The organism is Burkholderia lata, from assembly GCF_000012945.1.
Lineage (GTDB): Bacteria > Pseudomonadota > Gammaproteobacteria > Burkholderiales > Burkholderiaceae > Burkholderia > Burkholderia lata.
The window spans coordinates 2,456,076-2,481,426 of sequence record NC_007510.1 but is presented as its reverse complement, the minus strand read 5'-3'; the positions used below and the strand labels follow the sequence as shown (position 1 = coordinate 2,481,426).

26 protein-coding genes are annotated in these 25,351 nt (G+C 66.1%); 16 read left to right on the top strand and 10 right to left on the bottom strand.

Annotated features, from left to right (window positions below; translation table 11 throughout):
- Positions 1 to 2 precede the first annotated feature (2 nt).
- From kdsA to ftsB, 3 genes are all read left to right on the top strand, one after another.
- Entirely contained in the window at positions 3 to 857 is an 855-nt protein-coding gene (gene kdsA, locus BCEP18194_RS17180; protein WP_011352545.1) for a 3-deoxy-8-phosphooctulonate synthase, read from the top strand.
- Between the two features lie 106 nt (positions 858 to 963).
- Positions 964 to 2,247, top strand: a complete 1,284-nt coding sequence (gene eno, locus BCEP18194_RS17175) for a phosphopyruvate hydratase (RefSeq protein WP_011352544.1) — start codon at positions 964 to 966, stop codon at positions 2,245 to 2,247.
- A gap of 81 nt (positions 2,248 to 2,328) precedes the next feature.
- Entirely contained in the window at positions 2,329 to 2,754 is a 426-nt protein-coding gene (gene ftsB, locus BCEP18194_RS17170) for a cell division protein FtsB (RefSeq protein WP_011352543.1), read from the top strand.
- Positions 2,755 to 2,843: 89 nt separating this feature from the next.
- On the opposite strand, the gene BCEP18194_RS17165 is transcribed toward ftsB, so the two are convergent.
- From BCEP18194_RS17165 to BCEP18194_RS17155, 3 genes are all read right to left on the bottom strand, one after another.
- Positions 2,844 to 3,218: a hypothetical protein gene (locus BCEP18194_RS17165; RefSeq protein ID WP_011352542.1), complete on the bottom strand. Its 375-nt coding sequence runs from the start codon at positions 3,216 to 3,218 to the stop codon at positions 2,844 to 2,846.
- A 134-nt stretch (positions 3,219 to 3,352) separates the two neighbouring features.
- A complete protein-coding gene (gene hslO / locus BCEP18194_RS17160; RefSeq protein WP_011352541.1) occupies positions 3,353 to 4,303 on the bottom strand; it encodes an Hsp33 family molecular chaperone HslO in 951 nt (316 codons plus the stop codon).
- Positions 4,304 to 4,328: 25 nt separating this feature from the next.
- On the bottom strand, positions 4,329 to 4,853 hold the full coding sequence (locus BCEP18194_RS17155; RefSeq protein WP_011352540.1) for a gamma carbonic anhydrase family protein: 525 nt from the start codon (positions 4,851 to 4,853) through the stop codon (positions 4,329 to 4,331).
- 148 nt (positions 4,854 to 5,001) lie between these two features.
- Here BCEP18194_RS17155 and BCEP18194_RS17150 point away from each other — a divergent pair, with 148 nt between their 5' ends.
- The 10 genes from BCEP18194_RS17150 (at position 5,002) to BCEP18194_RS17105 (ending at position 14,070) form a co-directional block, all read left to right on the top strand.
- The gene (locus tag BCEP18194_RS17150; RefSeq protein ID WP_011352539.1) at positions 5,002 to 5,859 is read left to right on the top strand and encodes a ferritin-like domain-containing protein; all 858 of its coding nucleotides are present in this window, start codon (positions 5,002 to 5,004) and stop codon (positions 5,857 to 5,859) included.
- A 179-nt stretch (positions 5,860 to 6,038) separates the two neighbouring features.
- On the top strand, positions 6,039 to 6,929 hold the full coding sequence (locus BCEP18194_RS17145) for an alpha/beta fold hydrolase (RefSeq protein ID WP_011352538.1): 891 nt from the start codon (positions 6,039 to 6,041) through the stop codon (positions 6,927 to 6,929).
- Positions 6,930 to 7,010: 81 nt separating this feature from the next.
- Positions 7,011 to 7,841, top strand: a complete 831-nt coding sequence (locus BCEP18194_RS17140) for a 3',5'-nucleoside bisphosphate phosphatase (protein ID WP_041493101.1) — start codon at positions 7,011 to 7,013, stop codon at positions 7,839 to 7,841.
- Positions 7,842 to 7,911: 70 nt separating this feature from the next.
- Positions 7,912 to 8,544: an L-threonylcarbamoyladenylate synthase gene (locus BCEP18194_RS17135; protein WP_011352536.1), complete on the top strand. Its 633-nt coding sequence runs from the start codon at positions 7,912 to 7,914 to the stop codon at positions 8,542 to 8,544.
- 49 nt (positions 8,545 to 8,593) lie between these two features.
- Entirely contained in the window at positions 8,594 to 9,256 is a 663-nt protein-coding gene (locus tag BCEP18194_RS17130) for a site-2 protease family protein (protein ID WP_011352535.1), read from the top strand.
- 8 nt (positions 9,257 to 9,264) lie between these two features.
- Positions 9,265 to 10,467, top strand: a complete 1,203-nt coding sequence (locus BCEP18194_RS17125; RefSeq protein WP_011352534.1) for a tryptophan--tRNA ligase — start codon at positions 9,265 to 9,267, stop codon at positions 10,465 to 10,467.
- 8 nt (positions 10,468 to 10,475) lie between these two features.
- Positions 10,476 to 11,078: a class I SAM-dependent methyltransferase gene (locus BCEP18194_RS17120; protein WP_011352533.1), complete on the top strand. Its 603-nt coding sequence runs from the start codon at positions 10,476 to 10,478 to the stop codon at positions 11,076 to 11,078.
- A gap of 48 nt (positions 11,079 to 11,126) precedes the next feature.
- The gene (gene dapA / locus BCEP18194_RS17115) at positions 11,127 to 12,032 is read left to right on the top strand and encodes a 4-hydroxy-tetrahydrodipicolinate synthase (protein WP_011352532.1); all 906 of its coding nucleotides are present in this window, start codon (positions 11,127 to 11,129) and stop codon (positions 12,030 to 12,032) included.
- A 111-nt stretch (positions 12,033 to 12,143) separates the two neighbouring features.
- Positions 12,144 to 13,289, top strand: a complete 1,146-nt coding sequence (gene bamC, locus BCEP18194_RS17110; RefSeq protein WP_011352531.1) for an outer membrane protein assembly factor BamC — start codon at positions 12,144 to 12,146, stop codon at positions 13,287 to 13,289.
- Between the two features lie 4 nt (positions 13,290 to 13,293).
- Positions 13,294 to 14,070, top strand: a complete 777-nt coding sequence (locus BCEP18194_RS17105; protein ID WP_011352530.1) for an MBL fold metallo-hydrolase — start codon at positions 13,294 to 13,296, stop codon at positions 14,068 to 14,070.
- Positions 14,071 to 14,183: 113 nt separating this feature from the next.
- Here the strand turns inward: BCEP18194_RS17105 and BCEP18194_RS40770 are convergent, their stop codons facing one another.
- The 3 genes from BCEP18194_RS40770 to BCEP18194_RS17095 are packed head-to-tail and all read right to left on the bottom strand — an operon-like array spanning position 14,184 to position 15,899.
- A complete protein-coding gene (locus BCEP18194_RS40770; RefSeq protein WP_041493100.1) occupies positions 14,184 to 14,447 on the bottom strand; it encodes a hypothetical protein in 264 nt (87 codons plus the stop codon).
- The gene (locus BCEP18194_RS42365) at positions 14,377 to 14,622 is read right to left on the bottom strand and encodes a hypothetical protein (protein ID WP_075122947.1); all 246 of its coding nucleotides are present in this window, start codon (positions 14,620 to 14,622) and stop codon (positions 14,377 to 14,379) included. Before BCEP18194_RS42365 ends, BCEP18194_RS40770 begins: the two co-directional genes overlap by 71 nt.
- A 56-nt stretch (positions 14,623 to 14,678) precedes the next feature.
- Entirely contained in the window at positions 14,679 to 15,899 is a 1,221-nt protein-coding gene (locus BCEP18194_RS17095) for a cupin domain-containing protein (RefSeq protein ID WP_011352528.1), read from the bottom strand.
- A gap of 32 nt (positions 15,900 to 15,931) precedes the next feature.
- Between BCEP18194_RS17095 and BCEP18194_RS17090 the strand changes: the two genes are divergently transcribed.
- Positions 15,932 to 16,474, top strand: a complete 543-nt coding sequence (locus BCEP18194_RS17090) for an FKBP-type peptidyl-prolyl cis-trans isomerase (RefSeq protein ID WP_011352527.1) — start codon at positions 15,932 to 15,934, stop codon at positions 16,472 to 16,474.
- Here the strand turns inward: BCEP18194_RS17090 and BCEP18194_RS17085 are convergent.
- Positions 16,454 to 17,725: a hypothetical protein gene (locus BCEP18194_RS17085; RefSeq protein ID WP_011352526.1), complete on the bottom strand. Its 1,272-nt coding sequence runs from the start codon at positions 17,723 to 17,725 to the stop codon at positions 16,454 to 16,456. The genes BCEP18194_RS17090 and BCEP18194_RS17085 overlap by 21 nt on opposite strands.
- Positions 17,706 to 20,363, bottom strand: coding sequence for a DNA mismatch repair protein MutS (gene mutS / locus BCEP18194_RS17080; RefSeq protein ID WP_011352525.1), 2,658 nt, complete (start codon positions 20,361 to 20,363; stop codon positions 17,706 to 17,708). The genes BCEP18194_RS17085 and mutS overlap by 20 nt, the downstream gene beginning before the upstream one ends.
- Before the next feature lie 397 nt (positions 20,364 to 20,760).
- Between mutS and BCEP18194_RS17075 the strand changes: the two genes are divergently transcribed.
- The gene (locus tag BCEP18194_RS17075; RefSeq protein WP_011352524.1) at positions 20,761 to 21,183 is read left to right on the top strand and encodes a VOC family protein; all 423 of its coding nucleotides are present in this window, start codon (positions 20,761 to 20,763) and stop codon (positions 21,181 to 21,183) included.
- A gap of 322 nt (positions 21,184 to 21,505) precedes the next feature.
- Here the strand turns inward: BCEP18194_RS17075 and BCEP18194_RS17070 are convergent, their stop codons facing one another.
- Together BCEP18194_RS17070 and BCEP18194_RS17065 are read right to left on the bottom strand one after the other, a co-directional pair.
- The gene (locus BCEP18194_RS17070) at positions 21,506 to 23,128 is read right to left on the bottom strand and encodes an NAD(P)/FAD-dependent oxidoreductase (RefSeq protein WP_011352523.1); all 1,623 of its coding nucleotides are present in this window, start codon (positions 23,126 to 23,128) and stop codon (positions 21,506 to 21,508) included.
- A 313-nt stretch (positions 23,129 to 23,441) separates the two neighbouring features.
- Positions 23,442 to 24,245 carry an inositol monophosphatase family protein gene (locus tag BCEP18194_RS17065; protein WP_011352522.1) on the bottom strand — a complete coding sequence of 268 codons (804 nt, stop codon included), beginning with the start codon at positions 24,243 to 24,245 and terminating at the stop codon, positions 23,442 to 23,444.
- Between the two features lie 280 nt (positions 24,246 to 24,525).
- Between BCEP18194_RS17065 and BCEP18194_RS17060 the strand changes: the two genes are divergently transcribed.
- A complete protein-coding gene (locus BCEP18194_RS17060) occupies positions 24,526 to 25,350 on the top strand; it encodes an RNA methyltransferase (RefSeq protein WP_041492888.1) in 825 nt (274 codons plus the stop codon).
- The last annotated feature ends 1 nt before the right edge of the window (position 25,351 follow it).

The following is a 25,351-nucleotide window of genomic DNA, read 5'->3' as shown; positions in this document are numbered from 1 at the left end:
GCATGAAGCTGTGCGATTTCGAGGTCGGTCTCGACAAGCCTTTCTTCCTGATCGCGGGTACCTGCGTCGTCGAATCGGAGCAAATGACGATCGACACGGCGGGCCGCCTGAAGGAGATCTGCGCGAAGCTGAACATTCCGTTCATCTACAAGTCGTCCTACGACAAGGCGAACCGCAGCTCGGGCAAGTCGTTTCGTGGCCTTGGAATGGACGAGGGCTTGCGGATCCTGTCCGAGGTGAAGCGCCAGCTCGGCCTGCCGGTGCTGACCGACGTGCATTCGATCGACGAGATCGAGCAGGTCGCATCGGTCGTCGACGTGCTGCAGACGCCGGCGTTCCTGTGCCGCCAGACCGATTTCATCCATGCGTGCGCGCGCTCGGGCAAGCCCGTCAACATCAAGAAGGGCCAGTTCCTCGCGCCGCACGACATGAAGAACGTGATCGACAAGGCGCGCGAAGCGGCCCGTGAAGCGGGGCTGTCGGAAGACCGCTTCATGGCGTGCGAGCGCGGTGTCTCGTTCGGCTACAACAATCTCGTGTCGGACATGCGTTCGCTCGCGATCATGCGCGAGACGAGCGCGCCGGTCGTGTTCGACGCGACCCACTCGGTGCAGCTGCCGGGCGGGCAGGGTACGAGCTCGGGCGGCCAGCGCGAATTCGTGCCGGTGCTCGCACGTGCGGCGGTCGCGACGGGCGTCGCGGGCCTCTTCATGGAAACGCACCCGAATCCGGCCGAAGCAAAGTCGGATGGCCCGAACGCGGTGCCGCTGAACCGGATGGGTGCGCTGCTGGAGACCCTCGTCACGCTCGACCAGGCGGTGAAGCGCAATCCGTTCCTGGAAAACGATTTCAATTAAAGATCGAATGAACCTTGCGACGGCTTCGCGCGTCTGTAGCGAAAGCGGTTCAGGCGCGTGCGCCGTCGCAGTTTGAAGAATCCATCGTCATTCTCAGAGGAAACCCATGAGTGCAATCGTAGATATCATCGGCCGCGAGATTCTGGATTCGCGCGGCAACCCCACCGTCGAATGCGACGTGCTGCTCGAATCGGGCACGATGGGCCGCGCGGCGGTGCCGTCGGGCGCGTCCACCGGCTCGCGTGAAGCGATCGAACTGCGTGACGGCGAAGCCGGCCGCTACAACGGCAAGGGCGTGCTGAAGGCAGTCGAGCATATCAACACCGAAATCTCCGAAGCCATCATGGGCCTCGACGCGTCGGAGCAGGCGTTCCTCGACAAGACGCTGCTCGAGCTGGACGGCACCGACAACAAGTCGCGTCTCGGCGCGAACGCGATGCTGGCCGTGTCGATGGCCGTCGCGAAGGCAGCCGCCGAAGAGGCAGGCCTGCCGCTGTACCGCTACTTCGGCGGTTCGGGTGCCATGCAACTGCCGGTGCCGATGATGAACATCGTCAACGGCGGCGCGCACGCGAACAACAGCCTCGACATCCAGGAATTCATGATCGTCCCGGTGAGCCAGCCGACGTTCCGTGAAGCCCTGCGTTGCGGCGCGGAAGTGTTCCACGCACTGAAGAAGATCCTGAGCGACCGCGGCATGAGCACGGCAGTCGGCGACGAAGGTGGCTTCGCGCCGAACTTCGGCAGCAACGACGAGTGCCTGTCGACGATCCTGCAGGCGATCGAGAAGGCCGGCTACCGTGCGGGCGAAGACGTGCTGCTCGCACTCGACTGCGCGGCATCCGAGTTCTACCACGACGGCAAGTACCAGCTCGCGGGCGAAGGCCTGCAACTGTCGTCGGCCGAATTCACCGACTACCTCGCGACGCTCGCCGACAAGTTCCCGATCGTGTCGATCGAGGACGGCATGCACGAAAGCGACTGGGAAGGCTGGAAGCTGCTGACCGATCGCCTCGGCAAGAAGGTGCAGCTGGTCGGCGACGACCTGTTCGTCACGAACACGCGCATTCTGAAGGAAGGCATCGAGAAGGGCATCGCGAACTCGATCCTCATCAAGATCAACCAGATCGGTACGCTGACCGAAACGTTCGCGGCAATCGAAATGGCGAAGCGCGCAGGCTACACGGCCGTGATCTCGCACCGCTCGGGTGAAACGGAAGATTCGACGATCGCGGACATCGCGGTCGGCCTGAACGCCGGTCAGATCAAGACGGGTTCGCTGTCGCGCAGCGACCGTATCTCGAAGTACAACCAGCTGCTGCGCATCGAGGAAGATCTCGGCGACATCGCAAGCTACCCGGGTAAATCGGCTTTCTATAACCTGCGCTAACGCGCTACTATCGGGTTCGTCATATCGACGCCGCTCTGTGCACGTGCGCGGAGCGGCGCTTCTTATATCTGCGGTTCTTAAATGCGGCTTGTCACTGTCGTCCTGATTGCCTTGCTGGCGCTCATTCAGTACCCCCTATGGTGGGGACACGGCGGCTGGCTGCGGGTGCATGAATTGCGTCAGCAGCTCGACGACCAGCTCCAGAAGAACGCGGACGAGAAGCTGCGCAACGAGCGCACTGCAGGCGAAGTGCAGGATCTGCAGAGCGGCACCGCGGCCATCGAAGAGCGCGCGCGCTACGAGATGGGCATGGTGAAGGACGGCGAGGTATTCGTGCAGTTCGTGTCGCCGAATGCGCCTGCTGCACCGCTGAACAACACGCCGTCGAATACGTCGACGCGCGGTGCCGTATCCGCGGCACCGGTGCGTGTCGTGCCGAATCCGCAGTCGATCGCGAGGCCGTCGCGGCATCATGGCGGCGACAAGGGCAAGGCCGCGCATCACTGAGCGCGATGGCTCGAATCCATTGAAAAAGCGCGGGAAATGCCGCGCTTTTTTATTTCCTGCCGGTAATCAATCGGCTGAGCGATGCACGCTCACCACCACCATCCCGGGTAGCCGTAGCTGATGCCCGAGCCCCAGCGATTGCCCCATCCGCCGTAATACCCGCCATAGACCGTCACCGGCGGCGGCGAGTAATAGGCCCACGCGCGCGCGGCGGCCTCGGCTGCCATCGCGCTGTTCTGTTCGCGCAGCACCTGCTGGTCGATCTCGTCATAGCGCTTGCGTTCGGCGCTCGACAGCGCGGGCGGCTGGCCGCCCGATGCACCGGGTTCGGGCAGGCGGCTCAGGATCGTGGACGTCGGCGGCGGCATCGCGCAGCCGGCGAGTGCGAGCGTGCCGGCGGCAACGCTCGTCAGGACGATGGTGCGGAACGGTCGATGAAACGGTCGATGAAGTGGGCGATTCATGTGTTTCTCCTGCAGCACGCCGACGACGGGAAGCGGCTTGCGCCGAAGTGCGTGACTTCGGCGCCGGAGCCGTGCGTGCGACGCTCGTGCGTCATTATGCGCCCGTGCCCGGAAGGCGGGCATCGGGCCACTGCTCAGTGACGCTGCTCGGTCGCGGGCGCGATGCCCGTCTCGACGCCGGGTGCCGCGAACAGCTGCGCGACGTCGACCGGATCGAATTCATAGCGCTGATTGCAGAACTCGCAATGGATCTCGACGTGGCCGCGCTCGACGATCACGCTGTCGACTTCTTCACGGCCGAGCATGCGCAGCATCGCACCGACCTTTTCGCGCGAGCACGAGCACTGGAAGCGCGTGCCGGCCGGCTCGAAGTGCTGCACGTTTTCCTGCCAGAACAGCCGGCGGAACACGACTTCCGGTTCGACTTCGAGCAGTTCCTTCGCGGACAGCGTGCCGCCGAGCGTGCAGACGCGCTCCCACGTATCGATATCGGTTTCGGCGTTACGCGGAACGATGCCGCCGTCGCCCGGCAGCTTCTGCAGCAGCATGCCGACCGCGCGGTCGCGATCGGCCGCGAGCCACATCCGCGTGTCGAGCTGCTCCGAGTGATGCATGTAATGCTCGAGCACCTGCGAGACGGATTCGTGCGCGCCGTCGACGCCGTTCAGCGGCACGATGCCCTGGTACGGCTGCTGGCCCGGCAGCTTGTCGGCCGGGTCGAGCGTGATCACGCAGCGGCCGTGGCCGCTCGCGTTGACGAGCGACGCGAAGCTCGTGTCGTCGCCGATCGTCTGCGCGGAATCGCCGGCGAACTTCGCGGTGGCCCGCATCGACAGATCCGAACCGCACTGGACGACCAGCATCTGGACCGGCCCGTCGCCGAAGATCTGCATGATCAGGGTGCCGTTGAATTTCAGGTTCGCGGACAGCAGCGCGCACGCGGCCATCATCTCGCCGAGCACCGTGCGCACGGGGGCTGGGTAGTCGCGGCGGGAGAGCACTTCCTGCCACGTATTGCGCAGCGAAACGATCTCGCCGCGCACGGGCGCCGCATTGAACATGAATTTCTGTAACTGGTCGCTCACTCTTCTTCCTTGAAATCCGTGCGAATCACCCGATCCGCACGAGTTGCTCCTTGAAATGCGCACGCCGCTCGACGTACGTCTGCGCGTTCGTGCGCAGCCGCGCAATGTCTTCCGCCGACAGCTCGCGCACGACTTTCGCCGGTGCGCCGAGAATCAGCGAGTTGTCCGGGAACGTCTTGCCTTCCGTCACGACCGCGCCGGCACCAACCAGACAGTTGCGGCCAATGACCGCTCCATTCAAGACCACCGCCTGGATACCGACCAGCGAACCTTCGCCGATCGTGCAGCCGTGCAGCATGGCCTGGTGCCCGATCGTCACGTTTTCGGCAATCGTCAGCGGAAAGCCGGGGTCCGTATGCAGGACCGCGCCTTCCTGGACGTTGCTGCCCGCACCGACGGTGATCGTCTCGTTGTCGCCGCGAATCGTCGCGCCGAACCAGACGCTCGCGTTCTCCTCGAGCACGACCTTGCCGATGATGGCCGCCGTATCGGCGACGAATACGCTTTCGTGGATCGTCGGGGCCGTATCGCCCAGCTTGTAGATCGTCACGGAGTCTCCTTGTCTCTTCGATGAAGGGCGCCGGTAGAATGGCGCGTCTGGTTTGCCCGGCGCATTCGCATGCGCCGCGGAACAATCGCCTATTGTAAACCGTCGCGTGCGTACGCTCCCGCGATGCGCACGCAGGGTGTCCCCGTTTATGAGCATGGAGTCTTCTTCTTTCCGCAATGCGCGTGCCTGCGTGCGCCGCGCCGCGCTTGCCGCGCTGCGCGACGCCGAACCCGTGGCCAAGGCTGCCCAGGTGCGCGCGCTCTACGATGCGCTGCTGGCCGGGCAGGCGGTGATCGCCCCGTCGCTCGAATTGCCCGAGCCGGCCGATCTGCCCGGGCGCCCGGCGCGTCCGCCGCTCGTCGAGCCGCGCCAGCTCGAGCGGCGCAGCATGCGTTCGCCCGCAGGGCGCGCCGTGCTGCTGCACGCGCTGGCCCATATCGAGTTCAATGCGATCAACCTGGCGCTCGACGCGGTCTGGCGCTTCACGGGCCTGCCGGCCCCGTTCTACGCGGACTGGCTGAAGGTCGCGGCCGAGGAGGCCTATCACTTCACGCTGCTGTCCGACCGCCTGGCGGCATTCGGGCATGCGTACGGCGATTTTCCCGCGCACAACGGTCTGTGGGACATGTGCGAACGGACCAAGGGCGACGTGCTGGCGCGCATGGCGCTCGTGCCGCGCACGCTCGAGGCCCGCGGGCTCGATGCATCGCCGCCGATCCGCGCGCGGCTCGTGCAGGCGGGCGACGATGCGTCGGCCGCGATCCTCGACGTGATCCTGCGCGACGAAATCGGCCATGTCGCGATCGGCAACCGCTGGTTCCGGCATCTGTGCGACGGAGCCGGCCACGATCCCGTGCCGACCTACCGGCGCCTCGCCGAGCAGTACCATGCGCCACGGCTGCGTGGCCCGTTCAATTTCGATGCGCGCCGCGATGCCGGATTCGAGCAGGCCGAACTCGACGAACTGGCCGCGCAGGACGTGGTGGACGGCAACGCGCCACGCTAGCCGGCTCGCGCTCGGCCGCGTTTCGATTGCCGCCAGCCGTTCCTGGGCCCCCGGCGCATGGTGCTCCCTCATGGCCTGTTGCGTGCGGGTGTTGCTAGAGCGGCGCCTCGATTGCCGGACGCCGGAAAGAGGGCGTCGCCGCTATAATCGAACGATCATTCTTTTTTTTGGCGGCTGCAATGAGTGCCTCGAGTTCTGTTTCCGATTTCGTCACGGTGCGCGGCGTTCAGCTGCATGTCCGGCGCTGGGGCCGGCCCGATGCGCCGACGCTGTTCATGCTGCACGGCTGGATGGACGTCGCGGCGTCGTTCCAGTTCGTCGTCGATGCGCTCGCGGGCGACTGGCAGGTGATCGCGCCCGATGCGCGCGGTTTCGGGCTCTCCGACTGGCCGGTCGCTCGGCAGGGCGGCGGTCACTACTGGTTCCACGAGTACCTGGGCGACCTCGATGCGCTCATCGACCACTATGCGCCGACCGGCGAAGTCAACCTGGTCGGGCACAGCATGGGCGCGAACGTCGTGTGCCTGTATGCCGGCGCGCGGCCGGAGCGCGTGCGGCGCGTGGTCGATCTCGAGGGTTTCGGGCTCGCGCCCGCGCGGGCCGAGCAGGCGCCGCGCCGGCTGCGCGGCTGGCTGGACGAGTTGCGCGAACCGCCCGCGCTGCGTCCTTACGCGTCACTCGACGCCGTCGCGGCGCGCCTGACCAAGACCAATCCGCGGCTCGATCCGCGCCGTGCGGCGTTTCTCGCCGCACACTGGTCGAAGCGCGGCGACGACGGCCAGTACCACCTGCTGGCCGACGCGGCGCACAAGATGCCGGGCCCGCTGCTGTACCGGCTCGACGAAGTGATGGCTACCTGGGCGCAGGTGCGCGCGAAGGTGCTGCACGTCGAGGCCGTCAATTCGCCGACGCTGGCCCACATCGCCGGCGACATCCCGCTGTCGGAATTCAAGGCGCGTTTCAACGCATTCCCCGACTGGCGCGAGAAGCTCGTCGAGGATGCCGGCCACATGGTGCATCACGACCAGCCCGAGCAGATCGCGGCGCTGATCGAGGCGTTCTGCGCGTAAGCGCGCGGCGGCAGCGGCGGGGCAGGCGGGCGGCGCATTGCCGCGTTGCAGTAGAATGAAGCCTTACCTGCCATGCCGACAATGAACGCTGATCTCCACTGCCATTCGAATGTTTCCGACGGGTTGCTGTCGCCTGCCGACGTCGCGCGCCGCGCCCATGCCGGCGGCGTGACCCTGTGGGCGCTGACCGACCACGACGAGATCGGCGGCCAGGCAGCGGCGCGCAGCGAAGCGGAAGCGCTCGGCATGCGCTACCTGAGCGGCGTCGAGATTTCGGTCACGTGGGCGTCGCGCACCGTGCACATCGTCGGCCTGAATGTCGATCCCGCGAACCAGGTGCTCGTCGACGGCCTGTACCGCACGCGCCATGGCCGCGCGGCACGCGCGGTGGCGATCGGCGAGCAGCTCGCCACGCTCGGCATTCCCGGTGCGTACGAAGGCGCGCTGAAGTACGTGTCGAATCCCGACCTGATCTCGCGCACGCACTTCGCCCGTTTTCTCGTCGAGAACGGTCACGCCACGTCGACGTCCGATGTGTTCGATCGCATGCTCGGCGACGGCAAGCCCGGGTTCGTCCCGCACCGCTGGGCGACGCTGCCCGACGCTGTCGCGTGGATTCGGGCGGCCGGCGGCGAAGCCGTGGTCGCGCATCCGGGCCGCTACCGTTACACGCCCGTCGAATTCGACGCGTTCTTCGGCGAGTTCATCGATCTGGGCGGCCGCGCGATCGAGGTCGTCACGGGCAGCCACACCCCCGACCAGTACCGCGAATACGCGGACGTCGCCCGCCGCTTCGGCTTCGAAGCGTCGCGCGGCTCGGATTTCCATGCGCCAGGCGAGGGCCGTGTCGAGCTCGGCAGCCTGCCGCCGTTGCCGCCCGACCTGACTCCGGTCTGGGAGCGCTGGCTCTGACACTGGGCGGCGGCCTGCCGTCCGCGTTGCCGTCGGCGCGCATCCGACTTTTCCCCCTTTACGACTCCCCATGTCCCAGTTCTTCAGGATTCACCCGGATAATCCGCAGCCGCGCCTGATCAAGCAGGCCGTGGAAATCGTCAGCAAGGGCGGCGTGATCGCGATGCCGACCGATTCGAGCTATGCGCTCGCGTGCCATCTCGACGACAAGGACGCGGTCGAGCGCGTGCGCCGGATTCGCGGCCTCGACGAGAAGCAGCACCTGTCGCTGCTCGTGCGCGACCTGTCGGAGCTCGCCAACTTCGCGATGGTCGATAACCGCCAGTACCGTCAGATCAAGTCGGTGACACCCGGCCCGTACGTCTTCATCCTGCAGGCGACGAAGGAGGTGCCGCGCCGGCTGTCGCACCCGTCGCGCAAGACGATCGGGCTGCGCGTGCCCGATCACGCGATCACGCTCGCGTTGCTGGAATCGCTCGGCCAGCCGCTGCTCGGCACGACGCTGATCCTGCCGCCGGACGACGAGCCGCTCAACGAACCCGAAGAAATCCGCGAGCGGCTCGAGAAACAGGTCGACCTCGTGATCGACGGCGGCGCATGCCCGCGCGAGCCGTCGACGGTGATCGACCTGACCGGCGAGGAGCCCGAGCTCGTGCGCGCGGGGCGCGGCGCGCTCGAACCGTTCGGGCTATCGGCGGCGTAAGCGCGCCGTTCCATTTTTTGCGCGAGTGCGCTTGTTACAATAACGCGATATGGATGCTTCCCTGATACAGACCATCGCCGTCTACGCACTGCCCGTGATCTTCGCGATCACGTTGCACGAGGCCGCGCACGGCTACGCCGCCCGGCTGCTCGGCGACAACACCGCCTACGTGATGGGGCGCGTGTCGTTCAATCCGATGCGCCACATCGATCCGCTCGGCACGATCGCGATCCCGCTCGCGATGTACTTCCTGACGGGCGGCGCGTTCCTGTTCGGCTATGCGAAGCCGGTGCCGGTGTCGTTCGGCAACCTGCGCAATCCGCGCTGGGGCAGCCTGTGGGTCTCGCTTGCGGGCCCGGCCTGCAACTTCGTGCAGGCGCTGATCTGGGGCCTGCTGACCCTCGTGCTGCCCGCCGTCGGCATCGACGAGCCGTTCTTCACGCGGATGGCGTTTGCCGGCGTCAGCGCGAACCTCGTGCTCGGCGTGCTGAACCTGTTCCCGCTGCCGCCGCTCGACGGCGGCCGCATCCTTGCGGCGCTGCTGCCGACGAAGCAATCGATCGCGCTGTCGCGGATCGAGCCGTACGGTTTCATCATCGTCCTCGTGCTGGTCATGACGGGCGTGCTGACGAACTTCTGGCTGCGCCCGCTCGTCAACGTCGGCTACGCCGTCCTGAGCGCCATCCTGTCCCCATTCGCCTCGCTTCTCTAACGACAATCATGTTCCCTGAACGTATTTTCTCCGGCATGCGACCCACCGGGTCGCTGCACCTCGGTCACTACCACGGCGTGCTGAAAAACTGGGTGAAACTGCAGTCCGAGTACCCGTGCTTCTTCTGCGTCGTCGACTGGCATGCGTTGACGACGCATTACGAGACTCCCGAGGTCATCGAGAAGAACGTATGGGACGTGCTGATCGACTGGCTCGCGTCCGGCATCGATCCGGCGCAGGCCACGCTGTTCATCCAGAGCAAGGTGCCCGAGCATGCGGAACTCGCGCTGCTGCTCGGCATGAGCACGCCGCTCGGCTGGCTCGAACGCGTGCCGACCTACAAGGAGCAGATGGAGAAGCTGAAGGACAAGGATCTGTCAACGTACGGCTTCCTCGGCTACCCGGTGCTGATGGCGGCCGACATCCTGCTGTATCGCGGCTCGCTCGTGCCGGTCGGTGAAGACCAGGTGCCGCACGTCGAGATGACGCGCGAGATCGCGCGCCGCTTCAACTACCTGTATGGTCGCGAGCCGGGCTTCGAGGAAAAGGCGCTCGACGCCGCGAAGAAACTCGGCGGCAAGCGCGCGAAGCTCTATCACGAGCTGCGCAACGCGTATCAGCAGGAGGGCGACGACGAGGCGCTCGAACAGGCGCGCGCGATGCTGCAGGAATCGCAGAGCCTGTCGATGAGCGACCGCGAGCGCCTGTTCGGCTATCTCGAAGGCGCGCGCAAGATCATCCTGGTCGAGCCGCAGGCGCTCCTGACCGAAGCATCGCGGATGCCGGGCCTGGACGGCCAGAAGATGTCCAAGTCGTACGGCAACACGATCGGCCTGCGTGAAGACGCCGAGACGATCACGAAGAAGGTCCGCACGATGCCGACCGATCCCGCGCGTGTGCGCCGCACTGATCCGGGCGATCCCGACAAGTGCCCGGTGTGGCAGCTGCACCAGGTCTATACCGACGAAGCGACGCACGACTGGGTGCAGAAGGGCTGCCGCTCGGCAGGCATCGGCTGTCTCGACTGCAAGCAGCCGGTCGTCGAAGGCATCCTGCGCGAACAGCAGCCGATGCTCGAGCGCGCACAGAAGTACATGGACGATCCGTCGCTGCTGCGCGCGATCGTCGCGGACGGTTGCGACAAGGCGCGCAAGTACGCGACGGAAACGATGCGCGACGTGCGCGACGCGATGGGCCTGTCGTACAACTGATCGACCGCATGAACGCATCCGTCATGACCGCCGCGGGCGGCCACGTCGCGCAGGCCGAGCCGTCGCGCTGGGTCGCGCAATGGTCGCGGCTCGTGCCGCCGGGCGGCGCGGTGCTGGATGTCGCTGCGGGCGGCGGCCGCCATGCGCGCTGGTTCGCGTCGCACGGGCATCCGGTCGTCGCACTCGACCGCGACCCGACTGCACTGGCCGCATTGAGGGCGATACCGGGCGTCGATGCCCGCGCCGCCGATCTCGAAGGCGCGCCGTGGCCGCTGCCGGCCGGCGAGCGGTTCTCGGCCGTGATCGTCACGAATTACCTGCATCGTCCGCTCTGGCCCCATCTGCTTGATGCGGTGGCGCCGGGCGGCGTGCTCATCTACGAAACCTTCGCGCAAGGAAACGAAACGGTCGGGAAACCGTCCAACCCCGCGTTCCTGCTCGCCCCGGGCGAGCTGCTGGACGCCGTGCACGGCCGCCTGCGGGTGGTCGCGTACGAGGACGGGTTCGTCGCCGCGCCGCGCGAGGCGTTCGTCCAGCGTCTCTGCGCAGTGCGCGAGGGCGCGACCCCGAAGGCGGGGGCGGGAATTCCACGTTACGAACTGCCCGGCTAATCCGCTACAATCTCAACGTTTACCGGTACATACTCTCAATCGCGTTTCATGGCTAACGGCACCCAAGACGGCATTCAAATCCGCGGCAGCATCCCCGCGATCGTCACCCCGATGCTCGAAGACGGCAGTCTCGACCTGCCGGCGTTTCGCAAACTGATCGACTGGCATATCGCGGAAGGCACCGATGCGCTCGTCGTGGTCGGTACGAGCGGCGAGTCGGCAACGCTCAACGTCGAAGAGCACATCCTGATGATCCGCACGGCGGTCGAGCATGCGGCGAAACGCATCCCGATCATCGCGGGCGCGGGCGGCAACTCGACCGCCGAGGCGATCGAGCTGACGAAGCACGCGAAGGCTGTCGGCGCGGACGCGACGCTGCAGGTCGTGCCGTACTACAACAAGCCGACGCAGGAAGGCATGTACCGTCACTTCAAGACGATCGCCGAAGCGGTCGATCTTCCGGTGATCCTGTACAACGTGCCGGGCCGCACGGTCGCCGACATGGCGAACGAGACGACGCTGCGCCTCGCGGAAGTCCCGGGCATCATCGGCGTGAAGGAAGCGACCGGCAACATCGATCGCGCCGCGCACCTGATCAAGGCCGCGCCGAAGCATTTCGCGATCTACAGCGGCGACGATCCGACCGCGATCGCGCTGATGCTGCTTGGCGGCCACGGCAACATCTCGGTGACGGCGAACGTCGCACCGCGTGCGATGAGCGATCTGTGCCGCGCGGCGCTGGCCGGCGACGTACAGACGGCTCGCGCGCTGCACATGAAGCTGCTGTCGCTGCACAAGAACCTGTTCATCGAGGCGAACCCGATTCCGGTGAAGTGGGCGCTGCAGGCGATGGGCAAGATGCAGGGCGGCATCCGGCTGCCGCTCACGGCGCTCGACGAGCGCTGCCACGAAGCCGTGCGTTCGGCCCTCGTCGAGGCCGGCGTCCTCGCCTGATGCCGAGGCGGCCGCGTCCTGCGGCCGCCGGCTCGAACCCTGATCAACCCGCACCGGCCGGCTCCGTCCGGCGCCGCTCCTGACGAGCGTTCTAGCAAGACGAAGGATTTCATGAAACGTTTCGCCTTTTCTTCTCGCGCCATCCAGATGTCGGTGGTGGCGCTGGCGCTGGGCGCGCTCGCCGGCTGCGATACGCTGAACGACTACCTGGCCCCTGACCGGGTCAACTACAAGAACACCGGTTCGGCGCCGCCGCTCGCTGTGCCGAGCGACCTGAAGCCGGTGCCGACGACGCAGCAGTTCGTCGCGCCGCCGAGCAACGCGGGCCTCGGCACGCTGCCCCCGCGGGTCACGACGCAGGCCGGCAACGCGACCGACGGCATCCCGAGCGCGCAGGATCCGCTTGGCATGCACATCGAGCGCGACGGCGACCGCCGCTGGCTCGTCGTCGATGGCCGGACGCCCGAGCAGCTGTGGCCGATCCTGAAGGAGTTCTGGCAGGAGAACGGCTTCTCGCTGAAGACCGACGCGCCGTCGACGGGCATCATGGCCACCGACTGGGCTGAAAACCGCGCGAACATCCCCGATGACTGGTTCCGCCGCACGATCGGCAAGGTCATCGATTTCGCGTACTCGTCCGGCACGCGCGACCGCTTCCGGACGCTCGTGAACCGCACGTCGGACGGCAACACCGACATCTCGATCACGCACAGCGCGATGGAAGAAATGATGGTCGGCCCGCAGGGCGGCACGTCGTCGCGCTGGGAAGAGCGTCCGCGCAACCCGGTGCTCGAAGCCGTATTCCTGTCGAAGCTGATGCAGAAGTTCGGCCTGACCGATGCGCAGGCGAAGCAGCTGCTGACCGATGCACATCCCGCGACGGCGCCGACGCAGGTCAGCGACACGAGCAGCGGCGGGGCGACGCTGCAACTGGCCGAGTCGTTCGACCGCGCATGGCTGCGTGTGGGTCTGGCGCTCGACCGCACCAACTTCGCGGTCGACAATCGCGATCGCGAGAAGGGTGTGTACACCGTGCGCTATGCGAACACGATGGAAGAGCTGAAGCGCGACGGCCTGTTTGGCAAGCTGTTCTACGGTGGCCCGTCGGCTGCGAAGCCGGGCAGGGAATTCCTGGTCAACGTGCGCGCACAGGGCAACGGCAGCACGCAGGTTGCGGTGGTCGGCGCAAACGGCCAGGTTGACAACTCGTCGGACGCGCAGCGGATCATTTCGCTGCTCCACGCGCAGCTGAACTGAGCGCGTGCGATTCTCCAGCCTCGGAAGCGGCAGCGAAGGCAACGCGCTGGTCGTCGAGGCCTCGAGCGGCACGACGACCACCCGCGTGCTGCTCGACTGCGGTTTTTCTGCCAAGGAGGTCGAGCGCCGGCTCGGCCGACTGAATCTCTGCATCGGCGATCTCGATGCGGTCCTCATTACCCACGAACACAGCGACCACGTCGGCAGTGCGCTGACGCTCGCTCGTCGCGGATCGCTGCCGCTCTACATGAGCTGGGGCACCGCACGCGCGGTCGGCGCGGACGAGGCCGATGTCGATCTCCACGTGCTGTGGGGCGACGAGACGGTCGCGATACGCGATCTGGCCGTGATGCCCTATACGGTTCCTCACGACGCGCGTGAGCCGCTCCAGTTCGTCTTTATGGACGGCGCCAGCCGGCTCGGCGTGCTGACGGACGTCGGGATGGCCACGCCGCACATCACGGCCGTCCTGAGCGGCTGTGACGCGCTGGTGCTCGAATCCAACCACGACACCGCGATGCTGGCCTCGAGCCGCTATCCGCAGTCGCTGAAGGCGCGTATCGGCGGCAACCACGGCCACCTGAGCAATGACGCCGCGGCGGACATCCTCGCGTCGCTCGAGCGCAGCCGCCTCAAGCACCTGGTCGCGGCGCACCTGAGCCAGCAGAACAACCTGCCGGAACTGGTCCGCCAGGCGTTTGGCGGCGTACTGGGGACGAGCGGGGAGGAGGTGGTCGTGGCCACGCAGGAAGCGGGCTTCGACTGGCTCGCGCTCGGATGAGCGGGGCAGGGCCGCTGCGGCGGCCCGGTGCGACTGCCGTGCGACAAACGCGGAAACGACAGACGTAAAAAAACCGGCCCTCGGGCCGGTTTTTTTTCAGCTGACGCTGAGGCTTACTGGCTTGCGCCCGAAGCCGGAGCAGCCGTCGCTGCCGAAGCAGCCGACGCCACTGCAGCAGCAGCGTCGCTCGCAGCAGCCGTTGCCGACGAAGCAGCAGCCGAAGCGTCGCTCGCAGCACCAGCAACTGCCGAAGCAGCCGTCGATGCAGCAGCAGCCGCGTCGCTTGCAGCCGACGAAGCAGCTTGATCAGCGCTCTTGTTGCAAGCAGCCAGTGCAACAGCAGCCAACAGGGAAGCTACGAGGAGGGATTTCTTCATGATCACGTCCTTTTATGGTTAAAGGTAAGCAACAGCGCGAAACAATACCGGTAATGTGCTCCAACACCGACCTGGGCCGCTGGTGGAGATGCACTTCTAGAGCGTGAATCTTCCCTACGGCTTGGGCGGAAATTATATGCACTTTCCTATCGACCGTCGACAAATGCGGGGTCAATACGTTGTCTTTCCCATACAGAATTTGATCCGTACGGGCATACGGGGCGACTCACACTAATTCCGGTTTCCGACCCGTATCCAGCCCGCACGATACCACTCGTGCAATAAGGCTGTCATTGAGGGAACCCGGGATAGTGTTACAAACCGTTTCGCCTCCATCTGGCGTTGATTGGCCAGTTCGGGCAGCCATTCGCTGGCCTGCTCGAGCGGTCCTTCTTCACCATTAATGAAGTACGAGCGCGCGTTATACATCAATGCGGCCCTTCTGTCGAGACACACGCCACGACGTGACGCTTGCGTGATGAACGCGGACTCGGACAGCGGACGGGCGGGCGGGTCGAAAACGACGTTCGGTTTGGGCTCGCTCAGGTAGCAGCCGAGGAATTCGGCGACGTCCCGCTTGCGCCAGCGGATCGCGTCCACGATCTCGGCAACGCGCTCGACCATCGCCGGGGGCAGTTGGGCGGGCGTGTCGACGGCCGGCTGCTTCGGATCGCGGTAAAGGTCGTCGTCGCCACTGTCGCGCAGGCCGCCACGCTCCGCGAGATAGTACAGGAACTGGGCGCCCAGCTCGCCGGCGGACGGGGCCCGGAAGCCGATCGAGCAGGTCATGCATTCGCCTTCGGCGACGCCGTCGTGCGCGATGTGCGGCGGCAGGTAGAGCATGTCGCCGGGTTCCAGCACCCATTCGTCGCTCGGCTCGAAGTTTTCGAGGATCTTCAGTGGCACGTCCGGCTGCAGCGACAGGTCCTTCTGCGCGCCGACGCGCCAGCGGCGCCGGCCTTCGACCTGCAGCAGGAATACGTCGTATGAGTCGAAGTGCGCGCCGACGCCGCCGCCGTCCGTCGCATAGGAGATCATCAGGTCGTCCAGACGCGCGTCGGGGATGAAGCGGAAGCGGTCGAGCAGGGCGCGCGCGGCATCGACGTGCAGGTCGAGCCCCTGCACGAGCAGGGTCCAGGCCTTGCGCGTGACGGCCGGCAGCGAGCCTGGCTCGAACGGGCCGTGCTCAAGTTGCCACTTGTTACGAAAATGGGTGATCAGTCGCGATTCCGCGTCATAGTCCGCTGCGAGCTCGAACAGCGCGTCGCGCGTGACGGGTGACGCGACGCCGGGGATCGCCTGGCGGATCAGGAGCGGCTTCTTCTGCCAGTAGCCGCGCATGAATTGCGCCGGCGTAAGACCGCCGAGCAGCGGTGTGGGAAGATCGGAAGGCGGCGCGCCGAACGGGGCGGCAGCGGCATCCCGCGGTTCGGCTTGAGACCGGTTGCGCATCGTATAATGAGACTTGTATTTGGGAGAATTGGATGAAAATCGCAAAAAACACTGTCGTGTCGGTCACTTACAAGCTGTCGGATGCACAGGGCAATCTGATCGAGGAAAGCGACGAGCCGATGGTTTATCTGCACGGCGGCTATGATGGCACGTTCCCCAAGATCGAGGAACAACTCGACGGCCATGAGCCGGGCTACGAGGCGGAGGTTCAGCTTGAACCGCAGGACGCGTTCGGCGACTACGATCCCGAACTCGTGAAGATCGAGCCGCGCGATCGTTTTCCCGAGCCGCTCGAAGTGGGCATGCAGTTCGAAGGCACGCCGGAAGATGGTGACGAGGAAGTCGATTCGCTGATCTATACGGTCACCGACATCGCCGAAGACAAGGTCGTGCTCGACGGCAATCACCCGCTGGCAGGCATGGCACTGCGTTTCGCGCTCACCGTGAAGGACGTTCGCGAAGCCACCGAAGACGAAATCGAGCATGAGCACGCGCATGGCGCGGAAGGGCTCGAGATCGTCGACGAGGACGAAGACGAAGACGGCGAAGCGCCGTCAGGGCGTACCCTGCACTGAGCTCGCAGGCAGGCCGGGTGCCGGCCCCGACGCAGGGGCGGGCGCCGGCCATGACGCGCCGCCTGGTGCGGCGCTGTCACCCTGCAATGGCGGCGCGACCGACGACGAGTCGGGCAGCGCCGGCAACGCAGGGATTTCCGGCATCTGTGGCAGCGGCACATCGTCACGCGGCACGAGCGGCAGCGCGGGCGGCACGGGCAGGTTCTTCGGCACCTCCTGCAGGCTCACGTTGAAGATCGTTTGCCGAGCCGGCGACACGCTCACCTTGACCCACTGATTCGTCGGATGGCGCGGTCCGATCGCGACGCGCGTCACGTTTCCTACCAGTTCACCGTCGTCTGCTCGCAGCGGGCGGTCGATCAGAAAGCCGTTCGCAAGTGGTTCGCCGCTCGCGTGCATCACGAGTATCGGGCCGCGGAATGTCGCCGCCGCCTTCACCAGCGTTCGTTTCAACTCACGGAAGCCGTCGCGCACGCGCGGCCGGTTGAAACGCAGCCATGCGAAGCGTTCCGCACGTTCATAGCGTTCGAACTGCGGATCGCCTTCGAACATCACCACCATCGCGCGTGCCTCGCGCCGCTTCGCATATTCGGCCGCGTGGTCGATCCAGAAACCGTTCGCGATGATGCGGTCCTCGAATTCGCCGTTGCGGCCGCCGGCCGTCAGGTAGTGGTTGTTCGGCGCCGGCGCGTTGAGCGCGACGTAGACGATGTCGTCGCGCATCCAGCGGGCGTTTTCCCGATATGGCCGGAACCGCGCGACTTCGCTTTCCCGCGTGATCTGCAGCGCGCCGGGGTCGGGCAGTGCCGAATCGGCGAGCAGCGTCTGCCGCAGGAAGTCGAGCCGCTCGACCGGATCGTAGCCGCCGCCGGCCGCGGTGTTGCACGTGACCCAGTCGTCGTGACCGGGAATGAATACGAGCGGCACGCGTGCCGCATCCAGGATCGCGCCGCGCTGCGAATACAGCGCATCGCGGCACGCTTCCTTCGAACCCTTGAGATCGCCCGCATAGACGACGAACGCGAGGTTGCGCTCGCGCGCGATCGCATCGAGCAGCCGCTGGGCGGCCGGTTCGTCAGCAGGGGCGTTGATCACACCCGACACGACCGCGAACGAGTAGGGCGTGGTGCTGCGCTTCGGCGGCGCGGCCAGCGCGGCAGCCTGCGCGAGCGCCAGCACGGCCGCGACGAGCGCGGCGGCCGTGCGAGCCGGCAGGCGGCGCGGGATGCGCTTACGCGTGCCCGTCGGCATCGTGCGACCGGACCAGCGTGCGCAGTTCGTACAGCAGGTCGAGCGCTTCGCGCGGCTTGAGATCGTCGGGATCGATGTCGCGCAGTTTTTCGAGCGCCGGATGCGGTGTGTCGGGCAGCGCCGGCGCGTCCGCGCATTCGAGATCGTCGGCGGCCACCGGCGGCGCGCTGAACAGGTCGAGCTGCGGCGTATGCTGCGACGCCGACTGCTGTTCGAGATACGCGAGGTGCTTGCGTGCGGCGCGGATCACGGGCGCCGGAACGCCTGCGAGCTGCGCGACCTGCAGGCCGTAGCTCTGGTTGGCCGGGCCCTCGTTGACCGCGTGCAGGAACACGATCCCGTGGCCGTGTTCGACGGCCGACAGGTGGACGTTGGCCGCTTGCGGGAATTCTGCCGGCAGTTGCGTCAGCTCGAAGTAGTGCGTCGCGAACAGCGTGTAGCACGCGTTGTGCGCCAGCAGGTGGCGCGCGATGGCCCACGCGAGCGCGAGGCCGTCGAACGTCGACGTGCCGCGGCCGATCTCGTCCATCAGCACGAGGCTTTGCGGCGTTGCGTCGTTGAGGATCGCCGCAGCTTCGGTCATCTCGACCATGAACGTCGAGCGGCCGCCCGCGAGATCGTCCGCCGCGCCGATACGCGTGAAGATCCGGTCGATCGGGCCGAAGCATGCCGACTTGGCCGGCACGTAGCTGCCCACGTAAGCCATCAGCGCGATCAGTGCGGTCTGCCGCATGAACGTCGACTTACCGCCCATGTTCGGGCCGGTGATCAGCAGCAGCTTGCGCTCGGTGCCGAAGCGGCAGTCGTTCGCGATGAACTGTTCGACCTGCGCTTCGACGACCGGGTGGCGGCCCTGTTCGATTTCGATGCCGATCTCGTCGGTAAAGGTCGGCGCGACCCAGTCGAGCGCGCTGGCGCGTTCGGCGAATGCGGCGAGCAGGTCGAGTTCCGCGAGCGCCGACGCGACGCGCTGGCACTCGGGGATGAACGGCAGCAGCGCCTGCAGTACCGCGTCGTACAGCGCGCGTTCGCGCGCCAGTGCGCGTTCCTGGGCGGACAACGCCTTGTCCTCGAAGGTCTTCAGTTCGGGTGTGATGTAGCGCTCGGCATTCTTCAGCGTCTGGCGCCGGCGGTAATCGTCGGGCACCTTGTCGGTCTGGCCGCGCGTGACTTCGATGTAGAAGCCGTGCACCTTGTTGTATTCGACGCGCAGGTTCGCGATGCCGGTGCGTGTGCGCTCGCGCGCTTCGAGATCGATCAGGAACTGTCCGCAGTTCTCCGAGATGTCGCGCAGTTCGTCGAGCTCGGCGTCGTAGCCGCGCGCGATGACACCACCGTCGCGCACCATCGCGGCCGGCTCGGGCGCAATCGCGCTCGTCAGCAGGTCGAGACATTCGGCGGGCGGTGCGAGTGCTGCGTCGACGCGGGTGAGTGAGTCCGCGTTCGCGACGATCGCGCTGATGCGCTCGCGCAGCGCCGGCAGCGCGGCGAACGTGTCGCGCAGGCTCGACAGGTCGCGCGGGCGCGCGGACAGCAGCGCGAGACGCCCGGTGATCCGTTCGACGTCGGCGATCTGGCGCAGCGCGCTGCGTAGCGCATCGAGGCTGGCGTTTGCCGGTGCATCGAGCAGTGCGCCGATCGCCTGCTGGCGCGACTGCGCGGCGACCGACGCACGCGGCGGGTGATGCAGCCAGTGACGCAGCAGGCGGCTGCCCATCGTCGTGCAGCAGGTGTCGAGCAGCGAATACAGGGTCGGCGATTCGGTGCCGCGCAACGTCTCGGTCAGTTCGAGGTTGCGGCGAGTGGCCGGATCGAGCCCGATGTACTCGGTTTCGTTCTCGACCTTCAGGCTGCGCACATGCCGCAGTTGCTGGCCCTGCGTGGCGGCCGCATAGAGCAGCAGCGCGCCTGCTGCGCCGCACGCGCTCGTGAGCGAATGCGCACCGAAACCGTCGAGGCTCGCGACATCGAGCTGGTCGCACAGGCGCTGCGTGCCCGACGCGATGTCGAAGTGCCATGCCGGCACGCGCTTGCTTGCGCCCGCGCCGGCCGGCACGGCATCGGTCGCGCCGTCCGGCGTCAGGATCTCGGCCGGCCGGATGCGTTCGAGCGCGGCAGCGAGCTGGTCGGGTTCGATTTCGGCGAGCCGCAGCGCGCCGCTCGCGAGGTTCAGCCACGCAAGGCCGATATTCACCGCTACGCCGCGCTTGTTATGACCCGTGCACATCGCGAGCAGGTAGACGTCGTTCTTGTCGGACAGCAGCGCGGCATCGGTCAGCGTACCGGGCGTGACGACACGGACGACCTTGCGCTCGACGGGGCCCTTCGACGTGGCCGGATCGCCGATCTGCTCGCAGATCGCGACCGATTCGCCCATCTTCACGAGCTTCGCAAGATACTGCTCGACCGCGTGATGCGGTACGCCGGCCATCTTGATCGGCGTGCCGGCCGATGCGCCGCGTTGCGTGAGGGTCAGGTCGAGCAGGCGTGCGGCTTTCGCCGCGTCTTCGAAGAACAGCTCGTAGAAGTCGCCCATCCGGTAGAAGACAAGCGTGTCGGGATGGTCGGCCTTGATGCGCAGGTACTGCTGCATCATCGGGGTGTGGCCGGCGAAGGCGTCGGGCGACAGCGTGGTCATAAGTCAGGCATCAGGTTGTTGCTTTGGTTGCCCGAGTTTACCAGTGGCTTCAGGTGAAGGCGCGAAGTTGGCCGTTTGGCCAGTCGCCGGAGTTGAGGAGGGGGCGTTATCCGCGTTCATGCCCAGGCTTGACGGCGCCGGCCGTCGTATCGCGATGCGGACACAATTCAGAACATCGTGCCCGGGCGTACCCGTGTTCTCGCAACGTTGGCTGCCTTGAGAACGCCGTATTGACCCGGCATATTCGCGCGAATATAGTTAAGTTTCGTCTAAAACAGGTTAGGCTCGGGAAGGTTGGCCCGGCCCCCGCTCAGCGGGTCCTTCCGTTGCGCTCCGCAACGGCCCAAGACTATCAGGATGCCTGTATTGTGCAGGCGCCAATAGCATGGGTATGGACATGAAACCTCGAATCTCAGTTATCACCCTCGGCGTTGCCGATCTCGAACAATCCCTCGCCTTCTATCGTGACGGTCTCGGTCTTCCGACTGAAGGCATCATCGGTCGCGAGTTCGAGCATGGCGCAGTTGCCTTTTTTGATCTCTCGGGCGGCCTGAAGCTCGCGCTCTGGGCGCAGGACGATATTTCTCATGATACGGGCCTGCCGAAGCAGCCCGTCTCGCCTACGGCCTTCACGATAGGACACAATGTCTTGAGCCGGAAGGAGGTCGACGAGACGATGGATGCGGCAGAGCGTGCAGGCGCAGCGATCATCAAGGCTCCGCACGACACGTTCTACGGCGGTTACGCTGGATATTTTCGTGATATCAACGGCCATCTGTGGGAGATAGTCTGGAATCCACAGATGCTACCGACGGACTGATATTGGCATTCGCGATTGCACTGGCTTTCCAAGCGGGAAGTCAGCGGCAGCCAGTGATGCCGCTTTCGTCAGCGGCAAAGTGCGGCGGTCTGCGCACGTTCAATCACAAGATGGCTGCATGCCGGGAGCGTAGGTCTCCCAGCCGCGCTACCGAGTACGAGCACTGCCGATCCTGAACAGGTCTGGCACGGGTTTTGGGGTGGCTTTGTAGGCGGAGCCTTATCAGATATGGCAATAAGTACTGCTGCATCATCCGCGTGCGGCCCGCCAGGGCAGGCCACACGCGATGCGCGATCTCTGCGCGCCGATGCTGTCCGGCGCCTTAGGCGGTTTGCGCGGACGCCATGCTGAGCGCCACCGCCTGCGCGACTTCGATCCCGTCGATCGCCGCCGAATAAATACCGCCGGCATACCCCGCACCTTCACCGGCCGGATACAAGCCTTCGACGTTCATGCTCTGGTAATCGTCCTTGCGTCGAATCCGGATCGGCGACGACGTACGCGTCTCGACACCGGTGAGCACCGCGTCATGCATCGCGAAGCCGGCGATCTTCTTGTCGATCTCGGGGAGGGCTTCGCGAATCGCTTCGATCACGTAGTCCGGCAGCGCGGTGCTGAGATCGGTCGGGTTCACGCCCGGCTTGTACGACGGCTCCACGGAGCCGAGCGACGTCGACGGCCGGCCGGCGATGAAATCGCCGACCAACTGGCCCGGTGCGCGGTAATCGCCGCCGCCGAGTTCGAACGCGCGCTCTTCCCATTTGCGCTGGAACGCGATGCCCGCCAGCGGGCCGCCGGGATAGTCGTCCGGCGTGATGCCGACGACGATGCCCGCATTCGCATTGCGCTCGGCCCGCGAGTACTGGCTCATGCCGTTGGTGACTACGCGGCCCGGCTCGGAGGTCGCCGCGACTACCGTGCCGCCGGGGCACATGCAGAAGCTGTAGACGGCGCGGCCATTGCTGCTGTGGTGCACCACCTTGTAGTCGGCCGCACCGAGCTGCTTGTGGCCCGCGAACTTGCCGAAGCGGCTGCGATCGATCAGCCCCTGCGGATGCTCGATGCGGAAACCCAGCGAGAACGGCTTGGCTTCGATATAGACACCGCGATCGTGCAGCATCTGGAAGGTATCGCGCGCGCTGTGGCCCACGGCCAGCACCACGTGGTCGCATTGCAGCGTTTCGCCGTTCGAGAGCTTCAGCGAGCGGACCTTGCCCTGATCGATCTCGATGTCGTCGACCCGCGTTTCGAAACGCACTTCACCACCCAGCTCGTGGATGGACGCGCGCATCTTTTCCACCATGCTGACGAGTCGGAACGTGCCGATGTGCGGCCGGCTCAGGTACAGGATGTCGTCCGGCGCCCCGGCCTTGACGAATTCGTCCAGCACCTTGCGGCCATAGTGGTTCGGATCCTTGATCTGGCTGTACAGCTTGCCGTCGGAAAACGTCCCGGCGCCGCCTTCGCCGAACTGCACGTTGGATTCGGGGTTGAGCACGCTCTTGCGCCACAGGCCGAAGGTGTCCTTGGTGCGCTCGCGCACGGCCTTGCCGCGTTCGAGGATGATGGGGCGGAAGCCCATCTGCGCGAGGATCAGCCCCGCGAACAGGCCGCACGGCCCCATGCCGATCACGACCGGGCGCAGGAAATTGCCGTGCTCGGGCGCCTTCGTGACGAAGTGGTACGCCATGTCGGGCGTCACGCCGCAATGCGGCTTGCCGGCGAGGCGCTTGATCGCGGCCGCTTCGTCCGTGACTTCGACATCGACGATATACGTGAGCTTGATGTCGGCGCGCTTGCGCGCATCGTGCGCACGGCGGAACACGGTGTAGCGGAGGAGGCCGTCCGCGGCCACGCCAAGCTCCGCGAGGCGCTCGCGAATCGCGGCCTCGAGCGCGCTCTCGGGATGGTCGAGGGGGAGTTTAATTTCGCTTAGCCGTAACATGGGGACTCGGATGCGATTGCCACGGCGTCGTGGCGGTGTTGATACGGGCGGGGGCCGGCGGGCCGGCGGTGTTGTTCGCCGTGTGGGGATGCCGGACGCAAACCATTCATTGTCATTGCGGGGAAGGCGGTGCGAGCGGCAGTACGCTGGCCGGCCCGAACAACTCAAGCAACTTCAGGATAGGCGCACGAAGCGACCCTTGTGCGGGAAGATTGTCCCGCCTCCCGGCAACCGGGAGGCGAACGGCGCGCCGTCATGACGATGCCTGCGTGCGGTATGCGCGAAAGCCGCGCCACGCGGGCGCGGCCGGGGCTTACTCCGCCGCCGGATGCACGCGGGTGTAACCCTTCAGGATCGGGATCATCTGCGCGTAGATCTTCGGGTTCGCGGCGACGATTTCATGGCGATGCAGGAAATCGGCGTCACCCGTGTAGTTGCCGACGAGGCCGCCGGCCTCGGTGATCAGCAGGCTGCCCGCTGCCATGTCCCACACGTTGATGCCCTGTTCGAAGAACGCGTCGAGGCGGCCGGCCGCGACGTTCGCGAGATCGAGTGCGGCTGCGCCCGGACGGCGCAGGCCCGTGCAGGCCTGCGTCATTTCGGTGAAGAGGCGCGCGTAGGCGTCGAGGCCGTCCTTTTCGCGGAACGGGAAGCCCGTGCCGACCAGTGCGTCCGACAGGCGGTCGCGGCGGCCGACGCGGATGCGGCGGTCGTTCAGGTACGCGCCGCGGCCGCGGGTGGCCGTGAACAGGTCGTTCTTGTTCGGGTCGTAGACGACAGCCTGCGTGACGACGCCCTTGTGCTCGAGCGCGATCGATACGCAGTAGTACGGGAAGCCGTGGATGAAGTTGGTCGTGCCGTCGAGCGGATCGATGATCCACTTGAATTCGGATTCGTTCTCGGATTCGCCCGATTCTTCCGCGAGGATCGCGTGGTCGGGGTAGGCGGTCTTCAGCGTCTCGATGATCGCGTCTTCGGCGGCCTTGTCCACTTCGGTGACGAAGTCGTTCTGCTGCTTCTTGCGGATCTCGATCAGGTCGAGATCGAGAGACGCGCGATTGATGATCTGTCCGGCGCGGCGCGCAGCCTTGACAGCAATGTTGAGCATGGGATGCATGAGCCTGGATCCTGTAGCTGACGGCACGGGCCGCCACGAAGTGGAACAACCGCCCGGCACGGCGCAAGCGTGGCAGGCGAGATGAGACGCGAATTGACAAAGAACGGGGTACGACCCGCGTCGCACGATGTGCGGCGCGTAAAGGCATGATTTTACCCGATTTCCGGCGGTTTCAGGCGACCGGAGTACGGGGAAACCCCCACTATCCGTCCGGACGAGTGGGTTTGCCGCGGCGATGGCGATACCATACTGCCATTCTGATGAACCGAGTCGTATCGTAGTGGAAACCCCGCAGATCACCGCCGCGCCGTCCGAGCCGGGCGCGGCCTCGTCCCAGCCGCCGTCCGGCGGCTTCACGTCCACCCGTTTCGTGCTCGTCGAGCCGAGCCATCCCGGCAATGTCGGGGCGGCCGCCCGCGCGCTGAAGACGATGGGCTTCTCGCGTCTCGTGCTGGTCGCGCCGCGCGTGCCGCACGTGCAGAGCGATCCCGAGGCGATCGCGATGGCCAGCGGCGCGGACGATGTCCTCGCGTCCGCGCATGTCGTGCCGACGCTCGGCGACGCGCTGTCCGGTGTTCACTGGTCGATCGCGCTGACCGCGCGCACGCGCGAATACGGGCCGCCGCGCCTGGCGCCGCGTGCCGCTGCCACGCAGGCATGCGCACAGGTCGGCACCGGCGACATCGCGCTCGTGTTCGGCAACGAGCGCACAGGCCTCGCGAACGAGCATGTCGAGCAGTGCAGCGCGCTGGCGCATATCCCCGCGAACCCGGCCTACAGTTCGCTGAATCTCGCGCAGGCCGTGCAGGTGCTCGCGTACGAGCTGCGTGTCGCGTTTCTCGAGCACGCGAGCGAGCCGTCGGCGCAACCGTCGGGCGAAGCCGGCACGCTTGCGCAGAGCGACGAGATCGAGCGGATGTACGTGCATCTCGAGAACGCGCTGATCGCGCTCGATTTCCTCGATCCGCGCAACCCGAAGAAGCTGATGCCGCGACTGCGGCGCCTGTTCGCGCGCACGGGTCTCGAGCGCGAGGAGGTCAACATCCTGCGCGGCGTCGCGAAGCACATCCTGCTGAAATCGGGCAAGCCCGACGGCGACGCGTAAG

Coding starts and splice junctions, on each gene's coding strand:
- kdsA (WP_011352545.1), top strand. CDS start 3: ATGAAGCTGTGCGATTTCGAGGTCGGTCTCGACAAGCCTTTCTTCCTG.
- eno (WP_011352544.1), top strand. CDS start 964: ATGAGTGCAATCGTAGATATCATCGGCCGCGAGATTCTGGATTCGCGC.
- ftsB (WP_011352543.1), top strand. CDS start 2,329: ATGCGGCTTGTCACTGTCGTCCTGATTGCCTTGCTGGCGCTCATTCAG.
- BCEP18194_RS17165 (WP_011352542.1), bottom strand. CDS start 3,218: ATGAATCGCCCACTTCATCGACCGTTTCATCGACCGTTCCGCACCATC.
- BCEP18194_RS17150 (WP_011352539.1), top strand. CDS start 5,002: ATGAGCATGGAGTCTTCTTCTTTCCGCAATGCGCGTGCCTGCGTGCGC.
- BCEP18194_RS17145 (WP_011352538.1), top strand. CDS start 6,039: ATGAGTGCCTCGAGTTCTGTTTCCGATTTCGTCACGGTGCGCGGCGTT.
- BCEP18194_RS17140 (WP_041493101.1), top strand. CDS start 7,011: ATGAACGCTGATCTCCACTGCCATTCGAATGTTTCCGACGGGTTGCTG.
- BCEP18194_RS17135 (WP_011352536.1), top strand. CDS start 7,912: ATGTCCCAGTTCTTCAGGATTCACCCGGATAATCCGCAGCCGCGCCTG.
- BCEP18194_RS17130 (WP_011352535.1), top strand. CDS start 8,594: ATGGATGCTTCCCTGATACAGACCATCGCCGTCTACGCACTGCCCGTG.
- BCEP18194_RS17125 (WP_011352534.1), top strand. CDS start 9,265: ATGTTCCCTGAACGTATTTTCTCCGGCATGCGACCCACCGGGTCGCTG.
- BCEP18194_RS17120 (WP_011352533.1), top strand. CDS start 10,476: ATGAACGCATCCGTCATGACCGCCGCGGGCGGCCACGTCGCGCAGGCC.
- dapA (WP_011352532.1), top strand. CDS start 11,127: ATGGCTAACGGCACCCAAGACGGCATTCAAATCCGCGGCAGCATCCCC.
- bamC (WP_011352531.1), top strand. CDS start 12,144: ATGAAACGTTTCGCCTTTTCTTCTCGCGCCATCCAGATGTCGGTGGTG.
- BCEP18194_RS40770 (WP_041493100.1), bottom strand. CDS start 14,447: ATGAAGAAATCCCTCCTCGTAGCTTCCCTGTTGGCTGCTGTTGCACTG.
- BCEP18194_RS17095 (WP_011352528.1), bottom strand. CDS start 15,899: ATGCGCAACCGGTCTCAAGCCGAACCGCGGGATGCCGCTGCCGCCCCG.
- BCEP18194_RS17090 (WP_011352527.1), top strand. CDS start 15,932: ATGAAAATCGCAAAAAACACTGTCGTGTCGGTCACTTACAAGCTGTCG.
- BCEP18194_RS17085 (WP_011352526.1), bottom strand. CDS start 17,725: ATGCCGACGGGCACGCGTAAGCGCATCCCGCGCCGCCTGCCGGCTCGC.
- mutS (WP_011352525.1), bottom strand. CDS start 20,363: ATGACCACGCTGTCGCCCGACGCCTTCGCCGGCCACACCCCGATGATG.
- BCEP18194_RS17075 (WP_011352524.1), top strand. CDS start 20,761: ATGAAACCTCGAATCTCAGTTATCACCCTCGGCGTTGCCGATCTCGAA.
- BCEP18194_RS17070 (WP_011352523.1), bottom strand. CDS start 23,128: ATGTTACGGCTAAGCGAAATTAAACTCCCCCTCGACCATCCCGAGAGC.
- BCEP18194_RS17065 (WP_011352522.1), bottom strand. CDS start 24,245: ATGCATCCCATGCTCAACATTGCTGTCAAGGCTGCGCGCCGCGCCGGA.